Origin of the sequence: Actinopolymorpha cephalotaxi, assembly GCF_013408535.1 — a bacterium.
GTDB classification, from domain to species: domain Bacteria; phylum Actinomycetota; class Actinomycetes; order Propionibacteriales; family Actinopolymorphaceae; genus Actinopolymorpha; species Actinopolymorpha cephalotaxi.
In genome coordinates, this window is the sequence record NZ_JACBZA010000001.1 from 4995384 (window position 1) to 5011248 (window position 15865).

The window sequence follows — 15865 nt, forward strand, 5'->3', positions numbered from 1 at the left end:
GGACAGGCCTCACGATCGTCGATAGTCGCTCGGCGGCAGCCCGAAGTGCGCGCGGAACCTCCGCGACAGATGGAACTCGTCGGTGTAGCCGAGGGTGCGGGCGATCTCCCTGGTGGTCATGTCGGTGACCCGCAACAGCGTGGCGGCGGTCTGCAGCCGGCGCGCGTTACGGAACGCCAGCGGCGACTGGCCGACCTCGGCCGCGAACCTCCGCCGGAACGTGTCGTACGGCAGGCCCACCTCCGCCGCCACCGACCGCATGTCGAGCCGGCCGGTCAGGTCGTCGGCGAGCCGGTCGACGGCCGCGGCCACGGCGGGGCTCGGGCCCGCGGACTCCGCCGACTCCTGCGGCCCGTTCACGTCCAGCAGCCAGTCCGCGAACGCCACCAGCTGGTGCTCGGCCGCCTGCACCGACCGCGGCGTGGACGCCAGGATGGTCCGCAGCGCGGCGGCGGACGGGGCCGGGCGCGGATACCGTGGGCCGTCCTCGGCCAGCACGCCCGCCCGGGCGAGGGCGTCGAACAACGGCCCGGTGAAGACGACGAACACCTCCGTCCAGGTCCGCCCGCCGAGGGTGCCGTACCAGTGCGGCCGGCCGGGCGGGACCAGCGTGTGCGCGCCGGGGGTGACCGGCTCCTCCCTGCCGTCGGCGTGCCGGTAGCGGCCGGATCCCGCCACCACCACCGACAGGACGTACGCCTCCATCACCCTCAGCGGCGACGGCATCATCGGCTCGTCGTCGATCACCTCACCGGCCAGCACCAGCTGGCCCAGCCTGGTCACCGGCGCGGCGGACACGGCGATCCGGGTGCCCGAGTCCATCCCCGAGTCCATGCCGGCGACGCTACCCGGGCGGCCCGGCCGGGGGCCGACCCGGGCGCCAGAACGTACATGTACCGGCCAGCGTGACCATTCCATTCGGGCGGCCACCCGGCCTAGCGTCGTCCGTACACACCGACGCCCGCACCGACGCGCTGGAGGCAGCGACCCATGACCTCGACCGAGGAGACCAGGACCGGCCTGGTCACCCCGCAGATGCGGGAGCAGTACGAGAACGACGGCTACTTCATCCTCGAACGCGCCCTCAGCGACGAGCAGCTCGAGCTGCTGCGCGGCGGCGCGCAGTACTCCATGGACAAGCTGGACGCGGAGATGGAGAAGGCCGGCACCGACCGGATCGGTATCAACGCCCGCGGCAAGCGCTACTTCAGCCACATGATCTACCGCGACCGCCCGGAGCTTCGGCAGTTCCTGTTCAGCGAGCTGATGCGGGACATCTGCCGGGCGACGCTGGGCGAGGAGGCGTACCTCTTCTGGGAGCAGTACGTCATCAAGGCCGGCGACCCGGACACGTCGTTCGCCTGGCACCAGGACTCCGGCTACGTGCACGAGGACCACGCGCCGTACCTCACCTGCTGGATCGCGCTGGACGACGTGACCGAGGAGAACGGCTCGGTCTACCTACGGCCGTACTCGCGTTCGGGCATTCGCTCCTACGTCAAGCACATCCCGGACCCGCGGGTGAACGACCTGGTCTGCTACTTCGGCGACGACCCGGGCATGCCGGTGACGGTGCCGGCCGGATCGATCGCGGTGTTCTCCAGCGTGGTGATGCACCGCAGCGGGCCGAACCTCACCGACAAGCTGCGCCGGGTCTACCTCGCGCAGTACTCCAAGGAGGTCATCCAGACCAAGGACGGCACCAAGCCGTGGGGTGAGTTCGAGCAGTTCCTCGCGGACGGGGAGGTCGTCGGCCGGATCGACGTGGACTGAGTACGACCGGCTGCCGTTCGGCCGTCAGGTCAGCTCGGCCCGGAGCACGGCGAACCGCCGGGTGACGGCGAATCCCGTGCTCCGGTAGAGCTGTCCGGCCGCAGAGCGCTCCCCGGTCCACAGGAACCACGCGCTGTGCGCGCCGGCCGCCCGCATGCGTTCCAGCGTCAACTGCAGCAGGATCCGGCCGAGGCCGGTGCCCCGGCGGTCCGGGCGTACGCCGAACGGCCCGAAGCGTTCCAGGACGTTCTCGTACGCGGCGTGCATCGCCCACCCGGCGAGCGTCCCGCCGGGCTCCCACGCGCCGACGATCCGGTCCGGTGGGAGCCCGGCGACGACGGCGTCGCGGATGGCGCGGGCCCAGTCGGGGTTGAACTCCTCACCCGCCAGCCGGAGCAGCTCGACCAGGTCGTCGCCGGTCGGCGTACCGAACCGGTACCCTCCGGCCGTCAGGTCGTCCACGCGGGCACGGATCTCGTCCGGCATCCGGTGACCGACCAGCGAGCGGTCCATCGCCGCGGCCTCCGACCGGCGTTCGAAACCGAGACCGCGCAGCAGCGCGGCCGCCTCCGGGTAGGCCTCGGCGTCCAGGCCGGGCAGCACGTAGTTGGGGGTGTACGAGGCGAAGAACACCTCGCGGGCGCCTTGGCCACGCAGCCAGTCCAGCACACCGCGCACCAGCGCGCGCCCCACGCCCGCGCCCCGCGCTTCTGGTGTGACGAAGAAGAACGGCAGCCAGCCGGTGCCCGGCTCCAGGTCGCCGGCCACCATCGCCACCCGGCGCCGGACCGCGTAGGCCGCACCGACCAGGCGGTCGCCGTCGAGGGCGATCCGCAGGCCGTCCGGGTCGAAGTTGGCGTCCAGCAACACCAGGTCGCGAAATCTCGTGTCGGTGATCGGATCGAGGGGCATGGCGCGCCGCCACGCCTGCACCAGTGCCGGCCCGTCGCCCGGCCGGAATTCTCGGATCTGCACGCCGCCGCCCCTCCTGCCGCATAACTGCCGCATCACTGCCGGGCCCCTCGCCGGAACCGGCCGCCGATCACGCTAGCGGAGGCCATCGCCCGGTCACATCGCCAGCGCCAGAAGGATTAGGGTCGTTCGCATGCCCGCCGACGACGCCACCCTCACCGAACTCCTGACCCGGCCGGGCCTGCGCGCGGCCGTCGACCGGCTGGTCCCGGCCGACGACTTCCCGTCCGGGTGGGACGCAGGCGTCGGCGACTTCCTGGCCCGGATCCTCACCACCGAACTCCCCCACGCCGTCGAGCTGCTCACCGCCGGACTGGACCTGCTCGACGCCGAGTCGGCCGGCAGAGCGGACGGCGGAGCGGACGCGACGACCGGCGACGTCGACGGCGCGACCGGGTTCGCCGCGTTGTCCGGGACCGGTCAGGACGAGGTGCTCGACGCGCTGCGCGCCGGGCGCACCACGGCGGAGTGGGGCGGCGTGGACCCGGCGGAGTTCCTCCGGCTGCTGGAATCCCTTACCGTGCAGGGTTTCTACGCCGATCCGGACAACGGCGGCAACCGCGACGGCGTGTCGTGGAAGATGGTCGGCTACCACGCCGCACCGCAGGACGCCCGGTGGCCGGCACCCGAGGCGCTCACTGTCAATCTCCCGTTGACATCATTCGACGACGTTGATTCGCACTACGACGCGATCGTCGTCGGCGCCGGTGCCGGTGGGGGCACTGCGGCCTGCGTCCTCGCCGAGGGCGGCTATCGCGTGCTCGCCGTCGAACGCGGCGACTTCCTGCGGACCGAGGACCTGCGCGGGGATCATCTGCGCAGCCACCGCGCGTTGTTCGGGTACGCGCAGAGTGCCGGGCCGGTGGCGTCCGGGCATCCGCGGGTGTGGGCGCCCGACGGCGAGGAGGAAGCGGTCGTCGGGCCGACCGACGGACGCTGGAGCAACAACGCGATGACCGTGGGCGGCGGCACCCGGGTCTACGGCGCGCAGGCCTGGCGGTTCGTGCCGGAGGACTTCACGATGGCGTCCGTCTACGGCGTGCCCGAGGGCAGTTCGCTGGCCGACTGGCCGTTGTCGTACGACGATCTGGAGCCCTACTACGACCGCGCCGAGTGGGAGCTCGGAGTGGCGGGCGACCCGGCCGGGTTCGCCGGCGCGGGCCCGCGCCGGCGAGGTCTGCCGATGCCGCCGATGCCGCCCAACCTGTCCGGGGACAGGCTCGCCGCCGGTGCCCGCGACCTCGGCTGGTCCACCGGTCACGTGCCGCTGCTGATCAACTCCACGCCCTACGGCGGCCGGTCGGCGTGCGCACGCTGCGGCCAGTGCGTCGGCTTCGGCTGCCCTGCCGAGGCGAAGAACGGCAGCCACAACACCGTTCTCCCCCGCGCCCTGGCCACCGGCCGGTGCGACCTCGTCACCGGCACGTTCGCCGAACGCGTGGTCACCGGCGACGACGGCCGGGTGACCGGCGTCGCGCTCGCGACGCTCTCCGGAGGCGGAGGCGGCGGCCCGGCCGACGGGCAGGTACGCCGCCGCACGGTCACCGCCGACCAGGTGATCCTGGCCGCCGGCGCGATCGAGACCGCCCGGCTGCTACTCAACAGCACATCCGCGAACGAGCCGACCGGCCTCGGCAACCGGCACGACCAGGTGGGCCGCAACCTGCAGGGACACGTCTACGCGGGCGCGCTCGGCATCTTCGACGACGTGGTGCAGAACAGCGCCGGCCCCGGCCCGACGATCGCCACCCACGACTTCCGGCACCACAACGACGGCCTGGTGGGCGGCGGGATGCTGGCCAACGACTTCGTGCCGATGCCGCTCGCGACGTACAACCTGCTCACCGGCGCCGGGATCATCCCGCGGTCCGGTGCCGCGAGCAAGCGCGGCATGCGCGACCTCTACCAGCGCACCACGATGGTGATGGGTCCACTGCAGGAGACGCCGAACCCCCGCGCGCGGGTGAGCGTCGATCCGCGCGTACGCGACGTCTTCGGCATGCCGGTCGCCCGGCTGTCCGGCCGTGTGCTCGACGTCGACAGGCCGACGGCGGCGATGCTGCAGCGGCGCGCGGCGGAGTGGCTCGCGGCCAGCGGTGCGACGCGCACGATGCCGAGCGGCGGCGTCGGCCGCGGCCCGAGCGGCGGCCAGCACCAGGCCGGCACCTGCCGGATGGGCAGCGACCCGGCGACCTCGGTGACCGACCCACAGGGCCGGGTCTGGGGGCACGACAACCTCCGCCTGGCAGACGGTTCGCTGCACGTCACCAACGGCGGTGTCAACCCGGTCCTGACAATCTTCGCGATGGCGTTCCGGGTCGCCGACCTGCTGGTGAAACGCGGCTGACGCGACGGTGGGTGCGTGCGGGCATCCGGGCAGAGCAGGAGCGGTCAGTCGTCCGCGACGATCATGTGCATCCGTACGGTCGTGCCGGACGTCGCGCCGGACCTGGTGGCGATCTGCACCAGGTCGCAGAGTTCGTTGACCAGCAGCAGTCCGCGACCGCCCTGCGCCTGCGGCGACCTGGATGTCGGCGGCGCGGGGTGCCGGCCGATCAGCGGGTCGCTCACCTGTCCGTGGTCGCTCACCTCGCAGACCAGGCGGCCGGTCTCCCGCCACACCCGCAGGACGCCGGGCGCCCCCGCGTGCACCAGCGTGTTGGTGGCGACCTCGTTGACGGCGAGGACGAGATCGTCCCGGCGGGAGCTGCCGAGGCCGGCCAGAACGGCGTGTGCGGACACGAGTTCTCGCACCCGTGCGAGTTCGTACGCACCGAACGTCAACCGCTCCGGAACACCCTCCGGCTCGGGCAGGTCACTCAGGAACGACATCGCCAGGTCGACGGGATCGTCATAGGTGAGGCTCGTCCAGGTGTCCTCGCCGGTCACCACCGTGGGGTGCGTGCGCGCCGCGTCCTGCAGCACGTGCGACGCGAGCGTGCTCACCTCGTACGGACAGATCACCGTCAGCGCGCGACCGGCGAACGCGACGTTGATCAGCGCCTCGTGGGCGACCAGCGCGGCGTAGTCGGCCCGGGGGCGTTCGGGCCACATCGGCTCACCCACGACCAGCACCCGGCGGTCGGGGTGCTGGTCGGCGAACCGGCCGAGCACGGCGGCGATCAGCCGGGTGGGGTTGCGTCCCTCGCGGGCCATGTCGAGCCAGCGCACGCGGGCGGCGTCGCTGCCCAGCATGCTCTGGAGGAGTTCCGTACGGGACCGGCGTACGACCACCGCGACCGGCCGGCCGGCCGCGAACGCGTCGGTGAACCGGGGCAACAGGGCCGTGCTCAGACTAGGTGGGTCGCGATAGAAGAGCGCCTCGTGCACAAGGCGTCCATCCCGCGACGTGTTCTCCACCGCGGCCGACCGAATCGCCATGCCGCTCACCCGATCAGTATGCGACCGCGAGCAGTCCACGCCAAGGCGCCAAGTGCGGCTTGACACCCTTCGTGCGTACAGATCCCGTTATGGGAAAGGGAGTTTCTACGCCTGATCGAGCTTTCGGCGCAGGTCGTCGCGACGCTTCTCCAAGGTGGCGATGATCGCCTGCTGCTCCTGCTCGGCGGTGAGTTCGGCCGCGACGTCCCCGGCGTCGGTGGGACCGTCGAAACGACCGCCGCCCGGCCGGCGCGCCTCGTCGAGTTCTCCTCGCAGTCGCGCGAGGTCGTCCTCGATCTGCCGCAGTTCGTCGCGAGGGTCGGAGTCCGGCGTCGTCGTCATCTGAGTCTCCTTGTTTCGGGGCGTGTTCGGCGGTCGCTCGGGGTGCGCGGGGAGATCCTTGGCGCCGCGCCCCGGCTCCAAACCTATGCCGAACCTATGCCGCCCAGGTGAACCCCAAGCCGGACGTCCCCGTGCCGCCTACGTCGCACGGGGACGAGACACGCCCTAACCGATCACCGAGGACGCGTCGATCAGCCACCGGCCGTTGCGCTGCACCATCGTGAAGCTGCGCCGCTCGCGGTCGGTCCCACCGCTCTTGCGGATGTAGGTGATCCGGGCCCGGACGACGTTGCCGCTGGTGGAGACGTCGCTGGTGCGCACGTCGCTGAACTGCCTCCAGAAGCGTTGGTAGCCGTCGTATCCCCCGGCCTTGCCCTGGTAGCGAGGCGTCAGCTGGGACCAGGCGCCGGAGATGTTCTCGGGCAGCGTGGAGTAGTAGCCGGCGACCGTCTCCCCGGGGGACCGGCTCGGCTCCTTCCTGGTGTGGGTCGGGCTGGGCGACTTCCTCTTGGGGGTCGGGCTCGGGGACTTCTTCGTCGGGGTGGGGCTCGGGGACTTCTTCGTCGGCGTGGGGCTCGGCGACTTCGTGGTCGGAGTCGGCTCGGGCGATTTGGACGCCTGCTTCGGCGTCTTGCGCGGGGTCGCCTGATCGGTGGTGGCACCGGCCGCCGGGCTGCCGCCCGGCTCGTCGCGGCGGTCCAGGAGGTAGGCGACTCCCACTCCGGCGATCAGCACGACGGCGACCACCGCCGCCACGATCGCACCGAACCGGCGCCGCCGGCTGTCATCCCCGGCACCGCCGGCACCGCCGGCACCGCCGGCACCACCTGCATCACCCGGACCGGCCGGTGCGGGCTCGGAGGTCTCCGGCGGGTACGGCGTGGACGGTGTACGAGGGCCGACGTCGCCGCGCCCGGCTCCGGCGGCCGCCGCGGCGCCGCTCGACGGGTGCCGCGCGTCGTCACGGCCGTACGACGAAGAGGGGTCGTCGGCGTAGCTGCCCCGTCCGGGCTCGCCGTCGCCGCCGGCCCCCGAATCAGCCCCCGAAGCGCCCGAGGCGTCGGCGGCGCCGGGCACCGCGACCGGCGCCATCGGCGTGTTGAACCGCCTGGTCGAGTCCGCGTCCTCGTCCCGGTCCGGCGGGCCGGACAGCCGGGAGGAGACCGCCGCCAGCTCACGGGCCACCGCACCGGCCGGCGGGCGCTGCCGCGGGTCGGCGCGAAGGACGCGCTGCAGCACGTCGGCCAGGGGGCGTGGCGCCCGGCGCGGCGGCGCGACCTGCGCCGAGGCGACCTGGTGCAGCAGCGCGATGGGGTTCTCGCTGCGACCGAACGGCGGGCCGCCCTCGACCGCGGCGTACAGCGTGGAACCGAGGGAGAAGACGTCGGAGGCGAACGTGGCGTCCTCGCCCTTGGCGACCTCCGGTGAGAGGTAGGCGGGGGTGCCGGAGATGAGGCCGGTCGCGGTCACGGTCACGTCGCCGACGGCGCGGGCGATGCCGAAGTCGGCGATCTTCACCACGCCGTTGTCGCCGAGCAGGACGTTGCCGGGCTTGATGTCGCGGTGCACGACGCCGGCCGCGTGCGCCGACGCCAGCGCGCTCGCCGCCTGCCGGCCGATGCTCGCCACCTCCGGCGCCGGGAGCGAACCCCGCTCCTCCAGCACCTCCGACAGGCTCCTGGAGGGGAGGTACTCCATCACCAGGCAGGGATGTCCGTCGTCCTCGACCACGTCGTAGGTGGCGATGACGTGCGGGTGCTGGATGCGGGCGGCGATGCGGCTCTCCCGCATCGCGCGCAGCTTCGCCTCCTCGGCCTGGGCGCCGGTGAGGTAGGCAGGCAACAGCAGCCGCTTGACCGCGACCGGCCGGTGCAACCGCTCGTCGACACCCCGCCAGACGACACCCATGCCGCCGCTGCCGATCTGCTCCAGTAGGCGGTAACGGCCAGCGATCAGCCGGTCGTTCTCGCTCATGCCGTGCTCCCCTTCATCGGCTCCGTGGCTTCCGTAGCGGCGTCGCAAAGGACCCGTCGGCGACATAGGCCGCAACCTGGTCCGCTGCACGCACCCTAGCCGTGCGCGCCGACGCCCGTGGCCGCGAGGCCGGGCCGCGTTTGGCCGACCGATCCTGGGGCAGGCCCTTGTCACGCGATTGACACTGAACGTAGGTAACGAGGAGGCTGAGATGGCCAGCGAAGAATCGATCGTGGTCGACGTTCCGATCCGGACCGCCTACAACCAGTGGACGCAGTTCGAGGACTTCCCCCGGTTCATGTCCGGCGTGGAGAAGATCACCCAGATCGACGACGTCCGCAACCACTGGGTCACCAACATCGGCGGTGTCCGCCGGGAGTTCGACACCCGCATCACCGAGCAGATCCCCGACGAGCGAGTGGCGTGGACCACGGAGAGCGGCTCGCCGAAGCAGTCGGGCGTGGTGACGTTCCACCGGCTGGAGGAGAACCGCACCAAGGTGATGGTCCAGCTCGACATCAACTCCGACAACATCGTGGAGAAGGTGGGCGAGAAGCTCGGGGTCGTGGACAAGCAGGTCCAGGCCGACCTGGCAAAGTACAAGGAATGGATCGAGTCCCGGGGCACCGAGACCGGTGGCTGGCGGGGCGGAGTCGACCGGCCCACCCCCTGAACGACCACGGGCCGGCGCGCGAGACCCCACCGCCGGCCGTCGTCGACGCACTGCGTTGCCCGGTGTGCGGGAGTTCGCTGACCCGCGCACCGGGCGTTCTGCGCTGTGCGGAGCGGCACAGCTTCGACGTCGCCCGCCAGGGGTACGTCAACCTGCTGAGCGCGCGGAGCCGGCCACCGCTGGCCGACTCCGGTGACATGGCCACCGCCCGGGCGGAGTTCCTCACAGCGGGCCACTACGCACCGCTGGCGCGCCGGCTGGCCGAACACGTGGCCGACCGCCTGCCCGCCGGCGACGGCCTGGTGGTCGACGCCGGCGCCGGGACGGGCTACTACCTCGGCGCCGTACTCGACCGGTTGCCGGCCGCCACCGGTCTCGCCCTGGACGCGTCCGTCGCCGGGCTCCGCCGCGCCGCCCGCGCGCACGAGCGGATCGGCGCGGTCGGCTGGGACATCTGGCAGCCCTGGCCGCTGGCCGACGGGTCGGCCTCGGCGGTGCTGAACGTGTTCGCACCGCGCAACCCCGCGGAGTTCGCGCGGGTGCTGCACCCCGGCGGGGTGCTCGCGGTGGTGACGCCGACGGCCGCGCACCTGGCCGAGCTCCGCACGCTGGTGGCGATGCTGGAGGTGCACGAGGGCAAGCTGGACCAGCTCGACTCGTCGCTGGCCGGTGAGTTCGAACCCGCCGTACGCGAGACCCTCACCGTCGAGCTGAGCCTGTCCCCCGACGACGTACGCCGCGTCGTCGCGATGGGACCGAACGCGCACCACCTCGACCGGGGCGACCAGCGGGCCCGGCTGGCCGAGCTGGATCAGCTGGCCGAGCCGGTGAGCGCCACCGCGTCGTTCGTGCTGTCGTTCTTCCGGCGCGCCGGCGGATAGCCGCCGCGCCGCGCCTCAGCCGAGGTCGAAGCTCTCCTCGCCGGCCGGGCGCAGCGCCACCACCGGGATGGTCCGGTCGGTCTTCTCCTGGTACTCACCGAAGCCCGGGGCCACCGCGACCTGGCGGGCGTACAGCTCGTCGCGTTCGGCCCCGGTCACCTCCTCGGCGGTCACGTCGTAGGTCCGGGTGCCGATCTCGACCGAGGCGCGCGGATTGGCGCGGAGGTTGTGGTACCACGCCGGGTGCTTCGGGCCGCCGGCGTACGACCCGAAGATCAGCACCCGGTCGCCGTCGGCGAGATACACCAGCGGCGAGATACGCGACTCCCCGGACTTCGCACCGGTCGTGGTGAGCAGCAGCAGGCTCGCGCCCTCGAACGGCCCGCCGACTTTCCCCTTGTTCGCCCGGAACTCCTCGATGATGCGTTCGTTCCAGCTCTTCGTCTCGTTGGCGTCGCTCATGGTGCCCTCCGGTTCGCTCGTTTGCGGCGACAACCAGCCACCGGCGGCCGGTGTTCCCGTACGCCCGCGTGGCCAGCACGCTCAGGCGTCGAGACAGGCGAGGCCGCGCTGCAGGGCCCGGGCCACCGCGCGACCGCGTGCCCGCCCGTCGGTGAGCGGCAGCGGCCCGTTTCCCAGGGCGAGGTTCCGGGCGATCCGCAGCCACGCGTACGCGCCGAACAACGCGGTGCGGCCGGCGTAGGGACGGCCGGCCGCGGCGGCGTACTCGTGCAGGAACGCCCGGCGCAGCGCGGCCGCCCGCGCCGGGTCGGCGCCGGCCTCGAGGTAGGCGCAGAACTGCGCCACGTCGAACGCCGGGTCGCCCATCCGGGCGTCGTCCGGGGCCAGCACGGTCACCGACTCCCCCACCAGCACGTGCGCGGGGTGGAAATCGCGGTGGATCGGTACGTCAGCACCGGCCATGCCTCCCGTGCCGACCGTGCCGGCCGCGCCGGCCCGCGCGGTCTCCGCGGCGAGCGCCCAGCCGTCGGCGAGCCGCCAGGCGAGGGCGTGCAGGTCCGGCTCCAGGTCGGCGAGCGTGCCTGCCCACCGACGGCAGCGGGCGGTCTCGGCGGCGAGGTCGAGCCGGCGCGGCAGTACGACGTCGCTGCCGTGCAGGCGAGCCAGCCAGCGGGCGGCGGCGCGTACCCCCGCGACCGCGGCGTCCCCGTCCAACTGGTCCAGCGGCGTCCCGGCGCAGTACCGGTAGAGGACCAGGCCGCGCTCGGCCGGCGACGGGAGCGGCTCGGGCACCCGCAGCGGCCCGGTCTTGAACGGCCCGTCGGCGAGCGCCCGCAGGTTGGCCTCGGCGAGCACCGCGCGGAACGGCTGGGCGAACAGCGTCCCCACCACCTCGGCCGGGCCGCCCCCGGGCAGCAGTCCGCGCACGGTGTAGCGGACGACGGTGCGGCGACCGGGAACGTGCTGAACCAGCCTGGCGGCCGTCACCTCCACCGCTGCCGGCTCGGCGGCGACCTTCGCGAGGTGCGGCCGCAGCACCTGGTCGACCGCCCGCCGGTCCAGCAGGTGAGCGGCCAGCGGCGCGGCGACCCGGGTCGGCAGCGCCGACACCAGCCGGTCCAGGCAGTCGGTTAGCCCGGCCACCCGGCCCCAGCTCGCGGTGTCCAGCCGGGTGTAGCGGCCGAGCGCGAACGCCGCCAGCCGCAGGCTCCGCCACCACAGCAGCGCCTCCGGATCGACCCGGCCGGCCCGCCGTTCGTACCCCGCCACGACCGCGCGGCCGGCCGCCTCCAGCACCGGCCGCTGGTCCGGATGGCCGAGCCACTGCCACAGCAGCCGGGCCAGCACGCTGCCCAGGTCGGCCTCGGCGGGGATCCGAGCCGGGCCGGGCAGGTCCAGCAGCGTCAGCCGGTTGCGGTCGGCGAGGACGAGGCCGGGCGGGAGGTCGCCGGCGCCGAGGACCAGGTGACCGCTCGCGGGTACCCAGGCGCCGAGCCGGTCGAGAACGGTCGCGAGCCGCCGGGCCACCTCCGGGTCGGCGTACTCCCCGGCGGGCAGCGACGCCGTGACGTCCCGCAGGACGTCGGTGCCGGACCGGGTGGGAGCGGGCGCGGTCTGCAGGTGCACCCGGGCCAGCAGGGTTCCGAGCCGGTACGCCAGCCGCACCCGCACCCGGGCCGGAACCCCGGCGTCGCGGAGTACGACGGGCAGCGGGCGCCCGTCGGCGGCCTCGTGCACGAGTGCGGCGTACTCCGGCCAGCGGGCCACCAGCGCGGGCAGCAGCGGACGGTCCGGCAGACCGGCCAGCGCCGCCGGCACCTCCTCCGCCGCCGTGCCGGCGGCGGTCGCGCCCACCCTGGCGTACAGGATCCGCAGCTCTCCGGACTCGGTGGTCAACCGGTAGCGCAGCACGGCCTGCCGGCCGGGCCGGTAGCGAACCGGCTCCACCACGCAGGAGCGCACCCGCGCAGGCCCGGCCCGGCCGGTTCCCAGCCGGGTCGACAACAGGTCGCACACCACGCCGGGGTCGGCGGCCCGGGCGAGTCCGGGCAGGTCCGGGTCGGCGCGGAAGTCGCGCCGGTCCGCTCCGAACGGCGTCACCTCCCACACCGCGAACGTGCTCGCGCCGGCCGGGGCTCCCGGGTCGTCGGCGGGCACGCGGTAGGTGAGGACGCAGCGATGTCCCGGCGTCCAGGACGCGTCGTGCGGGGTCCAGCCCGGCGTACCGCCCGCCGCGGCCATCGTCTCGGCCAGCAGCGGCAGCGCCGGGTCGAGCCCGGCAGGCACCGACCCGGACGGCTCCACACCCCGGGCGGTCACCGCGGGCCCCCTGACTCGCCGGGACCGGGACCGCGCTGACGCGGCACCCGCCCAGTCCCGGGCCCGGTCCCGGTCCCGGTCCCGCTCTCGGTCGCGCCGCCGGACGCCTTCCCGCCACCGGCCACCGCGTCCTCGGCCTGGCGTACCGCCCGCGCCACCTGCTGCGCCCACTCGGGATGGTGCACCGGCACCCGGCGCGCGGCCAGGGAGAGGTGGAACAGCACGGCCAGCCCGTGCGCGCGGGCGAGCCGGTTGCGGTCGCAGTCGCCGTACCCGTCGACGAACGCCGTCACCGCCGGACCGGCGGGCAGGCCGAGTTCGGCACACCACCACCACAGGTCCGCGACGAACTTCCCGAGGTCCAGCGCGGGTTCGGCGAACCCGGTCCGGTCGAGGTCGATCAGCCGCACCTGGTCCGGGGTGGCCAGCAGGTTGTCGCAGGTCAGGTCGCCGTGGGTCAGGGTCGGCGACTCCACCGGCCGCCCGGCCAGTCCGTCCCCGATCCGGGCCACGACGTCGCGCAGCCGGCCACCCACCCGGGGCAGCAGGCCCTGGATGTGCTCGGCCGCCCGGGTGGTCGCGGCGAGTTCGGCGTCCGCACCGTGTGCCGGGAGGTGCGCGGACGACGCCGACGATTCCGGGTGAGGCGCGTACATGGACGGCAGCGAGGAGGTGAACGCCGACGGGTCGGTGTCGTGCAGCACCCGCAGCGCCCGGCCGACGGACCGCAGCAGCGGGCCCGCCTCCACGTCGGGCAGCCGCCGCCACAGGGGTTCCCCCGGCTCCTCCGCCCACCACGCCGCCCGGTCGGCCGGGACGTAGCCGAGCGACCGGGCCGGCCGGATCCCGGGCACGGCCGCCGGGAGCAGCGCGTCCATCGCCGCGGCCACCGCGACGGTCCGGGCGCCGGTGTCGTCGCGGTAGAGCTTGACGATGGCGCTGTCCTCGGCGCTGGTGCGCACCCGCAGGACGTGCCGGCTGCCGGGGCGGTACCGCAGTGCGCGCACCTCCCGGTCCGCACCCGGCCGTACGCCCGCGAGGCTCGCCGCGGTCGCCGTCACGTAGCCGGACTCGTAGTGGCGTACCAACCGGGGAAACGCCGGGTCGATCGGCGCGATGACCAGGGTCAGGCAGCCGTCCGCCGACGCCGCGACCAGGTGGTCGAACGGTTCCACCAGGCCGCGGACCTCGGCCTCTCGTTCGAGGACGGCGGTCGCCGCGAGGTCGGCCGGCTGGGCCGACCAGGTGAGCGCGAGGTGGCGCGGGCTGGACTGGTTGCGGCCCGGCGCGAACGCGTAGTACGCGGCGAGCTCACGGCCCGGCGCGTACCTGGTCCGCAGCAGCCGCGGAGCCACCAGCCGGGACCCGCTCGGCAGGCAGTGGGCCAGCAGCGGTGCCGCCCCGTACGCGAACGGGTCGGTGACCGCCCGCCGGATTCCGTCCAGCCCGCGGTGACCGGCGACCAGCCGGGCGACCTGGCCGGAGGCGGGCGGGGACACGCTGGTCACGGCCGGTCCCCGCGACCGCGCGGACGAATGCCGGACAGAAGACGGGGATCCCGCTCGCCCGCGCCGCCCCGAAGGGGGCCGGGACCACGGATGTCCACCGCGCCGTCCACCATGCACTTCCCTGCCCGCACCCCGCGGTACGCAGTCCCGCCGGTCGACCGCCCGGACGTTTCTGCGGCACCGTCGCCCACACGGCCTCGCCGCTCCTTTACCCAGGCAAACTCATTCCCGCCGGTCCACTGATCATCCCGAGCCGACGCCTCGGGCCGCGTGAGGTGGCCGCCCGCCCGCGCGCCCGGCGGCCATTGGTGTCCTCCGGCCCGCGCCGATCGACGTTCGGCCCGCCGTCAACCTCCGCTTGGCAGTTGGCTCCGCGTAGGGCGTAGTCCCTGTAAAACCTGAAGGATCGGGCATCGAGCATGGGATCGGGGCAAGTACGCCACGGATCCGCGGGCAGTGGCGCACCCAGAAGGGGCGCGTACGCTGACCATTGTGTCGGGGCTCACCGCTCGACGGCTCTGCGTCGCCGCGCTCACCTTCCTCGCCGTCGCGTTCGCCTACTACGCCGGTGCCTGGCTGGGCCTGCGCGACGAACTGCTCCGCCGCCAGTTGACCCCGCTGTGGCCGGCGACCGGTCTCGCACTGGTCGCGATCCTGCTGTTCGGCAGGCGGATCTGGCCGGGCATCGCCGTCGGCTCGCTGCTCGTCCACCTGTCGATCGGCCTGAGTCTGCCGGCCTCCGCGGCGATCGCGGTCGGCAACACGCTCGCGCCCCTGTGCGCCGCGTACCTGCTGCGCCGGGCCGGGTTTCGGCTCGAGTGTGACCGGCTCCGTGACGCGCTGGCCCTGGTGTTCCTGGGCGCGTTCGCGGCCATGACCGTGACCGCCACGATCACCACCGGCGTACTCGTCGGCGCGCACGTCCTCCCGCCGCACGACTGGTGGATCACCTGGCTCATCTCGTGGAGCAGCAACGCCATGGGGGTGCTCGTCGTCGCACCGGTGCTGCTCGCGGCGCGCAAGTTCCGGTTGACATCGAGGGTCGGCGCCCGCCGCGCCCTGGAGGCCGGCCTGCTGATCGGCGGCACGTTCGTGATCGCCGCGGTCGGCACCGTCAGCCCGTTCGACGTCCTGTTTCTCGTGTTCCCGTTCCTGTTCTGGGCCGCCTGGCGGTTCCAGCTGGCGGGCGCCGCGCCCTGTGTCCTGGTCTCGGCCGTGGTGGTGATCTTGGCCGCGGAGGACGGCACGGGCCCGTTCGCCGGCGACACGTTGCTCGCGACGATGGTCACCCTGCAGGCGTTCGTCGGCTCGGCCGCGCTGACGGCGCTGCTGCTCGCGGCGATGGTCGCCGAACGCAACCACACGTACGCGGAGATCGAGCAGGCGTGCTACCGGCTGGCGGACGTGATGAGCCTGCGCGACCGGGCGACCCGGCACGCCGAGAGCTGGCACCAGTCGGCGCCCCGGCCGCCGCGCTCGTCCCCACGCTGAGCGAATTGGTCCGGGCACAGCGCACGCCAACGGCTCGGGCCTGTCGCCCGCACCGGCACACACTGACGGAATGACATCCGCGACACCCA

General features: G+C 73.6%; 13 protein-coding genes. 5 read left to right on the top strand and 8 right to left on the bottom strand.

The window, feature by feature from the left end; translation table 11 throughout:
- Nucleotides 1-9: 9 nt before the first annotated feature.
- Entirely contained in the window at nucleotides 10-834 is an 825-nt protein-coding gene (locus tag FHR37_RS22060; protein WP_175542405.1) for a helix-turn-helix transcriptional regulator, read from the bottom strand.
- A gap of 156 nt (nucleotides 835-990) precedes the next feature.
- Between FHR37_RS22060 and FHR37_RS22065 the strand changes: the two genes are divergently transcribed.
- Nucleotides 991-1773, top strand: coding sequence for a phytanoyl-CoA dioxygenase family protein (locus FHR37_RS22065; protein WP_092882277.1), 783 nt, complete (start codon nucleotides 991-993; stop codon nucleotides 1771-1773).
- A gap of 24 nt (nucleotides 1774-1797) precedes the next feature.
- Here the strand turns inward: FHR37_RS22065 and FHR37_RS22070 are convergent, their stop codons facing one another.
- Entirely contained in the window at nucleotides 1798-2748 is a 951-nt protein-coding gene (locus tag FHR37_RS22070) for a GNAT family N-acetyltransferase (RefSeq protein WP_237768656.1), read from the bottom strand.
- 130 nt (nucleotides 2749-2878) lie between these two features.
- On the opposite strand from FHR37_RS22070, the gene FHR37_RS22075 reads away from it, so the two are divergent.
- The gene (locus tag FHR37_RS22075) at nucleotides 2879-5092 is read left to right on the top strand and encodes a GMC family oxidoreductase (RefSeq protein ID WP_092882275.1); all 2214 of its coding nucleotides are present in this window, start codon (nucleotides 2879-2881) and stop codon (nucleotides 5090-5092) included.
- Nucleotides 5093-5136: 44 nt separating this feature from the next.
- Here FHR37_RS22075 and FHR37_RS22080 read toward each other — a convergent pair whose 3' ends face one another.
- The 3 genes from FHR37_RS22080 to FHR37_RS31010 all read right to left on the bottom strand — a co-directional run bounded on the left by FHR37_RS22080 (nucleotide 5137) and on the right by FHR37_RS31010 (nucleotide 8442).
- On the bottom strand, nucleotides 5137-6126 hold the full coding sequence (locus FHR37_RS22080) for a sensor histidine kinase (RefSeq protein WP_092882274.1): 990 nt from the start codon (nucleotides 6124-6126) through the stop codon (nucleotides 5137-5139).
- A 105-nt stretch (nucleotides 6127-6231) separates the two neighbouring features.
- Complete coding sequence (locus tag FHR37_RS22085; protein WP_092882273.1) at nucleotides 6232-6468, bottom strand: hypothetical protein; 237 nt, start codon at nucleotides 6466-6468, stop codon at nucleotides 6232-6234.
- A gap of 165 nt (nucleotides 6469-6633) precedes the next feature.
- Nucleotides 6634-8442, bottom strand: a complete 1809-nt coding sequence (locus tag FHR37_RS31010; RefSeq protein ID WP_202817962.1) for a serine/threonine-protein kinase — start codon at nucleotides 8440-8442, stop codon at nucleotides 6634-6636.
- 211 nt (nucleotides 8443-8653) lie between these two features.
- Here FHR37_RS31010 and FHR37_RS22095 point away from each other — a divergent pair, with 211 nt between their 5' ends.
- Nucleotides 8654-9115 (top strand): SRPBCC family protein, encoded by a 462-nt coding sequence (locus FHR37_RS22095; RefSeq protein ID WP_092882272.1) that lies wholly within the window; start codon nucleotides 8654-8656, stop codon nucleotides 9113-9115.
- Between the two features lie 62 nt (nucleotides 9116-9177).
- Entirely contained in the window at nucleotides 9178-9996 is an 819-nt protein-coding gene (locus FHR37_RS22100) for a putative RNA methyltransferase (RefSeq protein ID WP_202817961.1), read from the top strand.
- A 15-nt stretch (nucleotides 9997-10011) separates the two neighbouring features.
- Here FHR37_RS22100 and FHR37_RS22105 read toward each other — a convergent pair whose 3' ends face one another.
- From FHR37_RS22105 to FHR37_RS22115, 3 genes are all read right to left on the bottom strand, one after another.
- Nucleotides 10012-10458 carry a nitroreductase family deazaflavin-dependent oxidoreductase gene (locus FHR37_RS22105; RefSeq protein ID WP_092882271.1) on the bottom strand — a complete coding sequence of 149 codons (447 nt, stop codon included), beginning with the start codon at nucleotides 10456-10458 and terminating at the stop codon, nucleotides 10012-10014.
- Between the two features lie 81 nt (nucleotides 10459-10539).
- Entirely contained in the window at nucleotides 10540-12777 is a 2238-nt protein-coding gene (locus tag FHR37_RS22110; protein WP_092882270.1) for a phosphotransferase, read from the bottom strand.
- A complete protein-coding gene (locus FHR37_RS22115) occupies nucleotides 12774-14285 on the bottom strand; it encodes an aminoglycoside phosphotransferase family protein (RefSeq protein WP_092882269.1) in 1512 nt (503 codons plus the stop codon). The genes FHR37_RS22110 and FHR37_RS22115 overlap by 4 nt, the downstream gene beginning before the upstream one ends.
- Before the next feature lie 492 nt (nucleotides 14286-14777).
- Here FHR37_RS22115 and FHR37_RS22120 point away from each other — a divergent pair, with 492 nt between their 5' ends.
- Nucleotides 14778-15776, top strand: a complete 999-nt coding sequence (locus tag FHR37_RS22120; RefSeq protein ID WP_092882268.1) for an MASE1 domain-containing protein — start codon at nucleotides 14778-14780, stop codon at nucleotides 15774-15776.
- Nucleotides 15777-15865: the final 89 nt, after the last annotated feature.

Excerpts from the sequence above, each read along its gene's own strand:
- FHR37_RS22060 (WP_175542405.1), bottom strand. The coding sequence starts at position 834 with ATGGACTCGGGGATGGACTCGGGCACCCGGATCGCCGTGTCCGCCGCG.
- FHR37_RS22065 (WP_092882277.1), top strand. The coding sequence starts at position 991 with ATGACCTCGACCGAGGAGACCAGGACCGGCCTGGTCACCCCGCAGATG.
- FHR37_RS22075 (WP_092882275.1), top strand. The coding sequence starts at position 2,879 with ATGCCCGCCGACGACGCCACCCTCACCGAACTCCTGACCCGGCCGGGC.
- FHR37_RS22080 (WP_092882274.1), bottom strand. The coding sequence starts at position 6,126 with ATGGCGATTCGGTCGGCCGCGGTGGAGAACACGTCGCGGGATGGACGC.
- FHR37_RS22085 (WP_092882273.1), bottom strand. The coding sequence starts at position 6,468 with ATGACGACGACGCCGGACTCCGACCCTCGCGACGAACTGCGGCAGATC.
- FHR37_RS31010 (WP_202817962.1), bottom strand. The coding sequence starts at position 8,442 with ATGAGCGAGAACGACCGGCTGATCGCTGGCCGTTACCGCCTACTGGAG.
- FHR37_RS22095 (WP_092882272.1), top strand. The coding sequence starts at position 8,654 with ATGGCCAGCGAAGAATCGATCGTGGTCGACGTTCCGATCCGGACCGCC.
- FHR37_RS22105 (WP_092882271.1), bottom strand. The coding sequence starts at position 10,458 with ATGAGCGACGCCAACGAGACGAAGAGCTGGAACGAACGCATCATCGAG.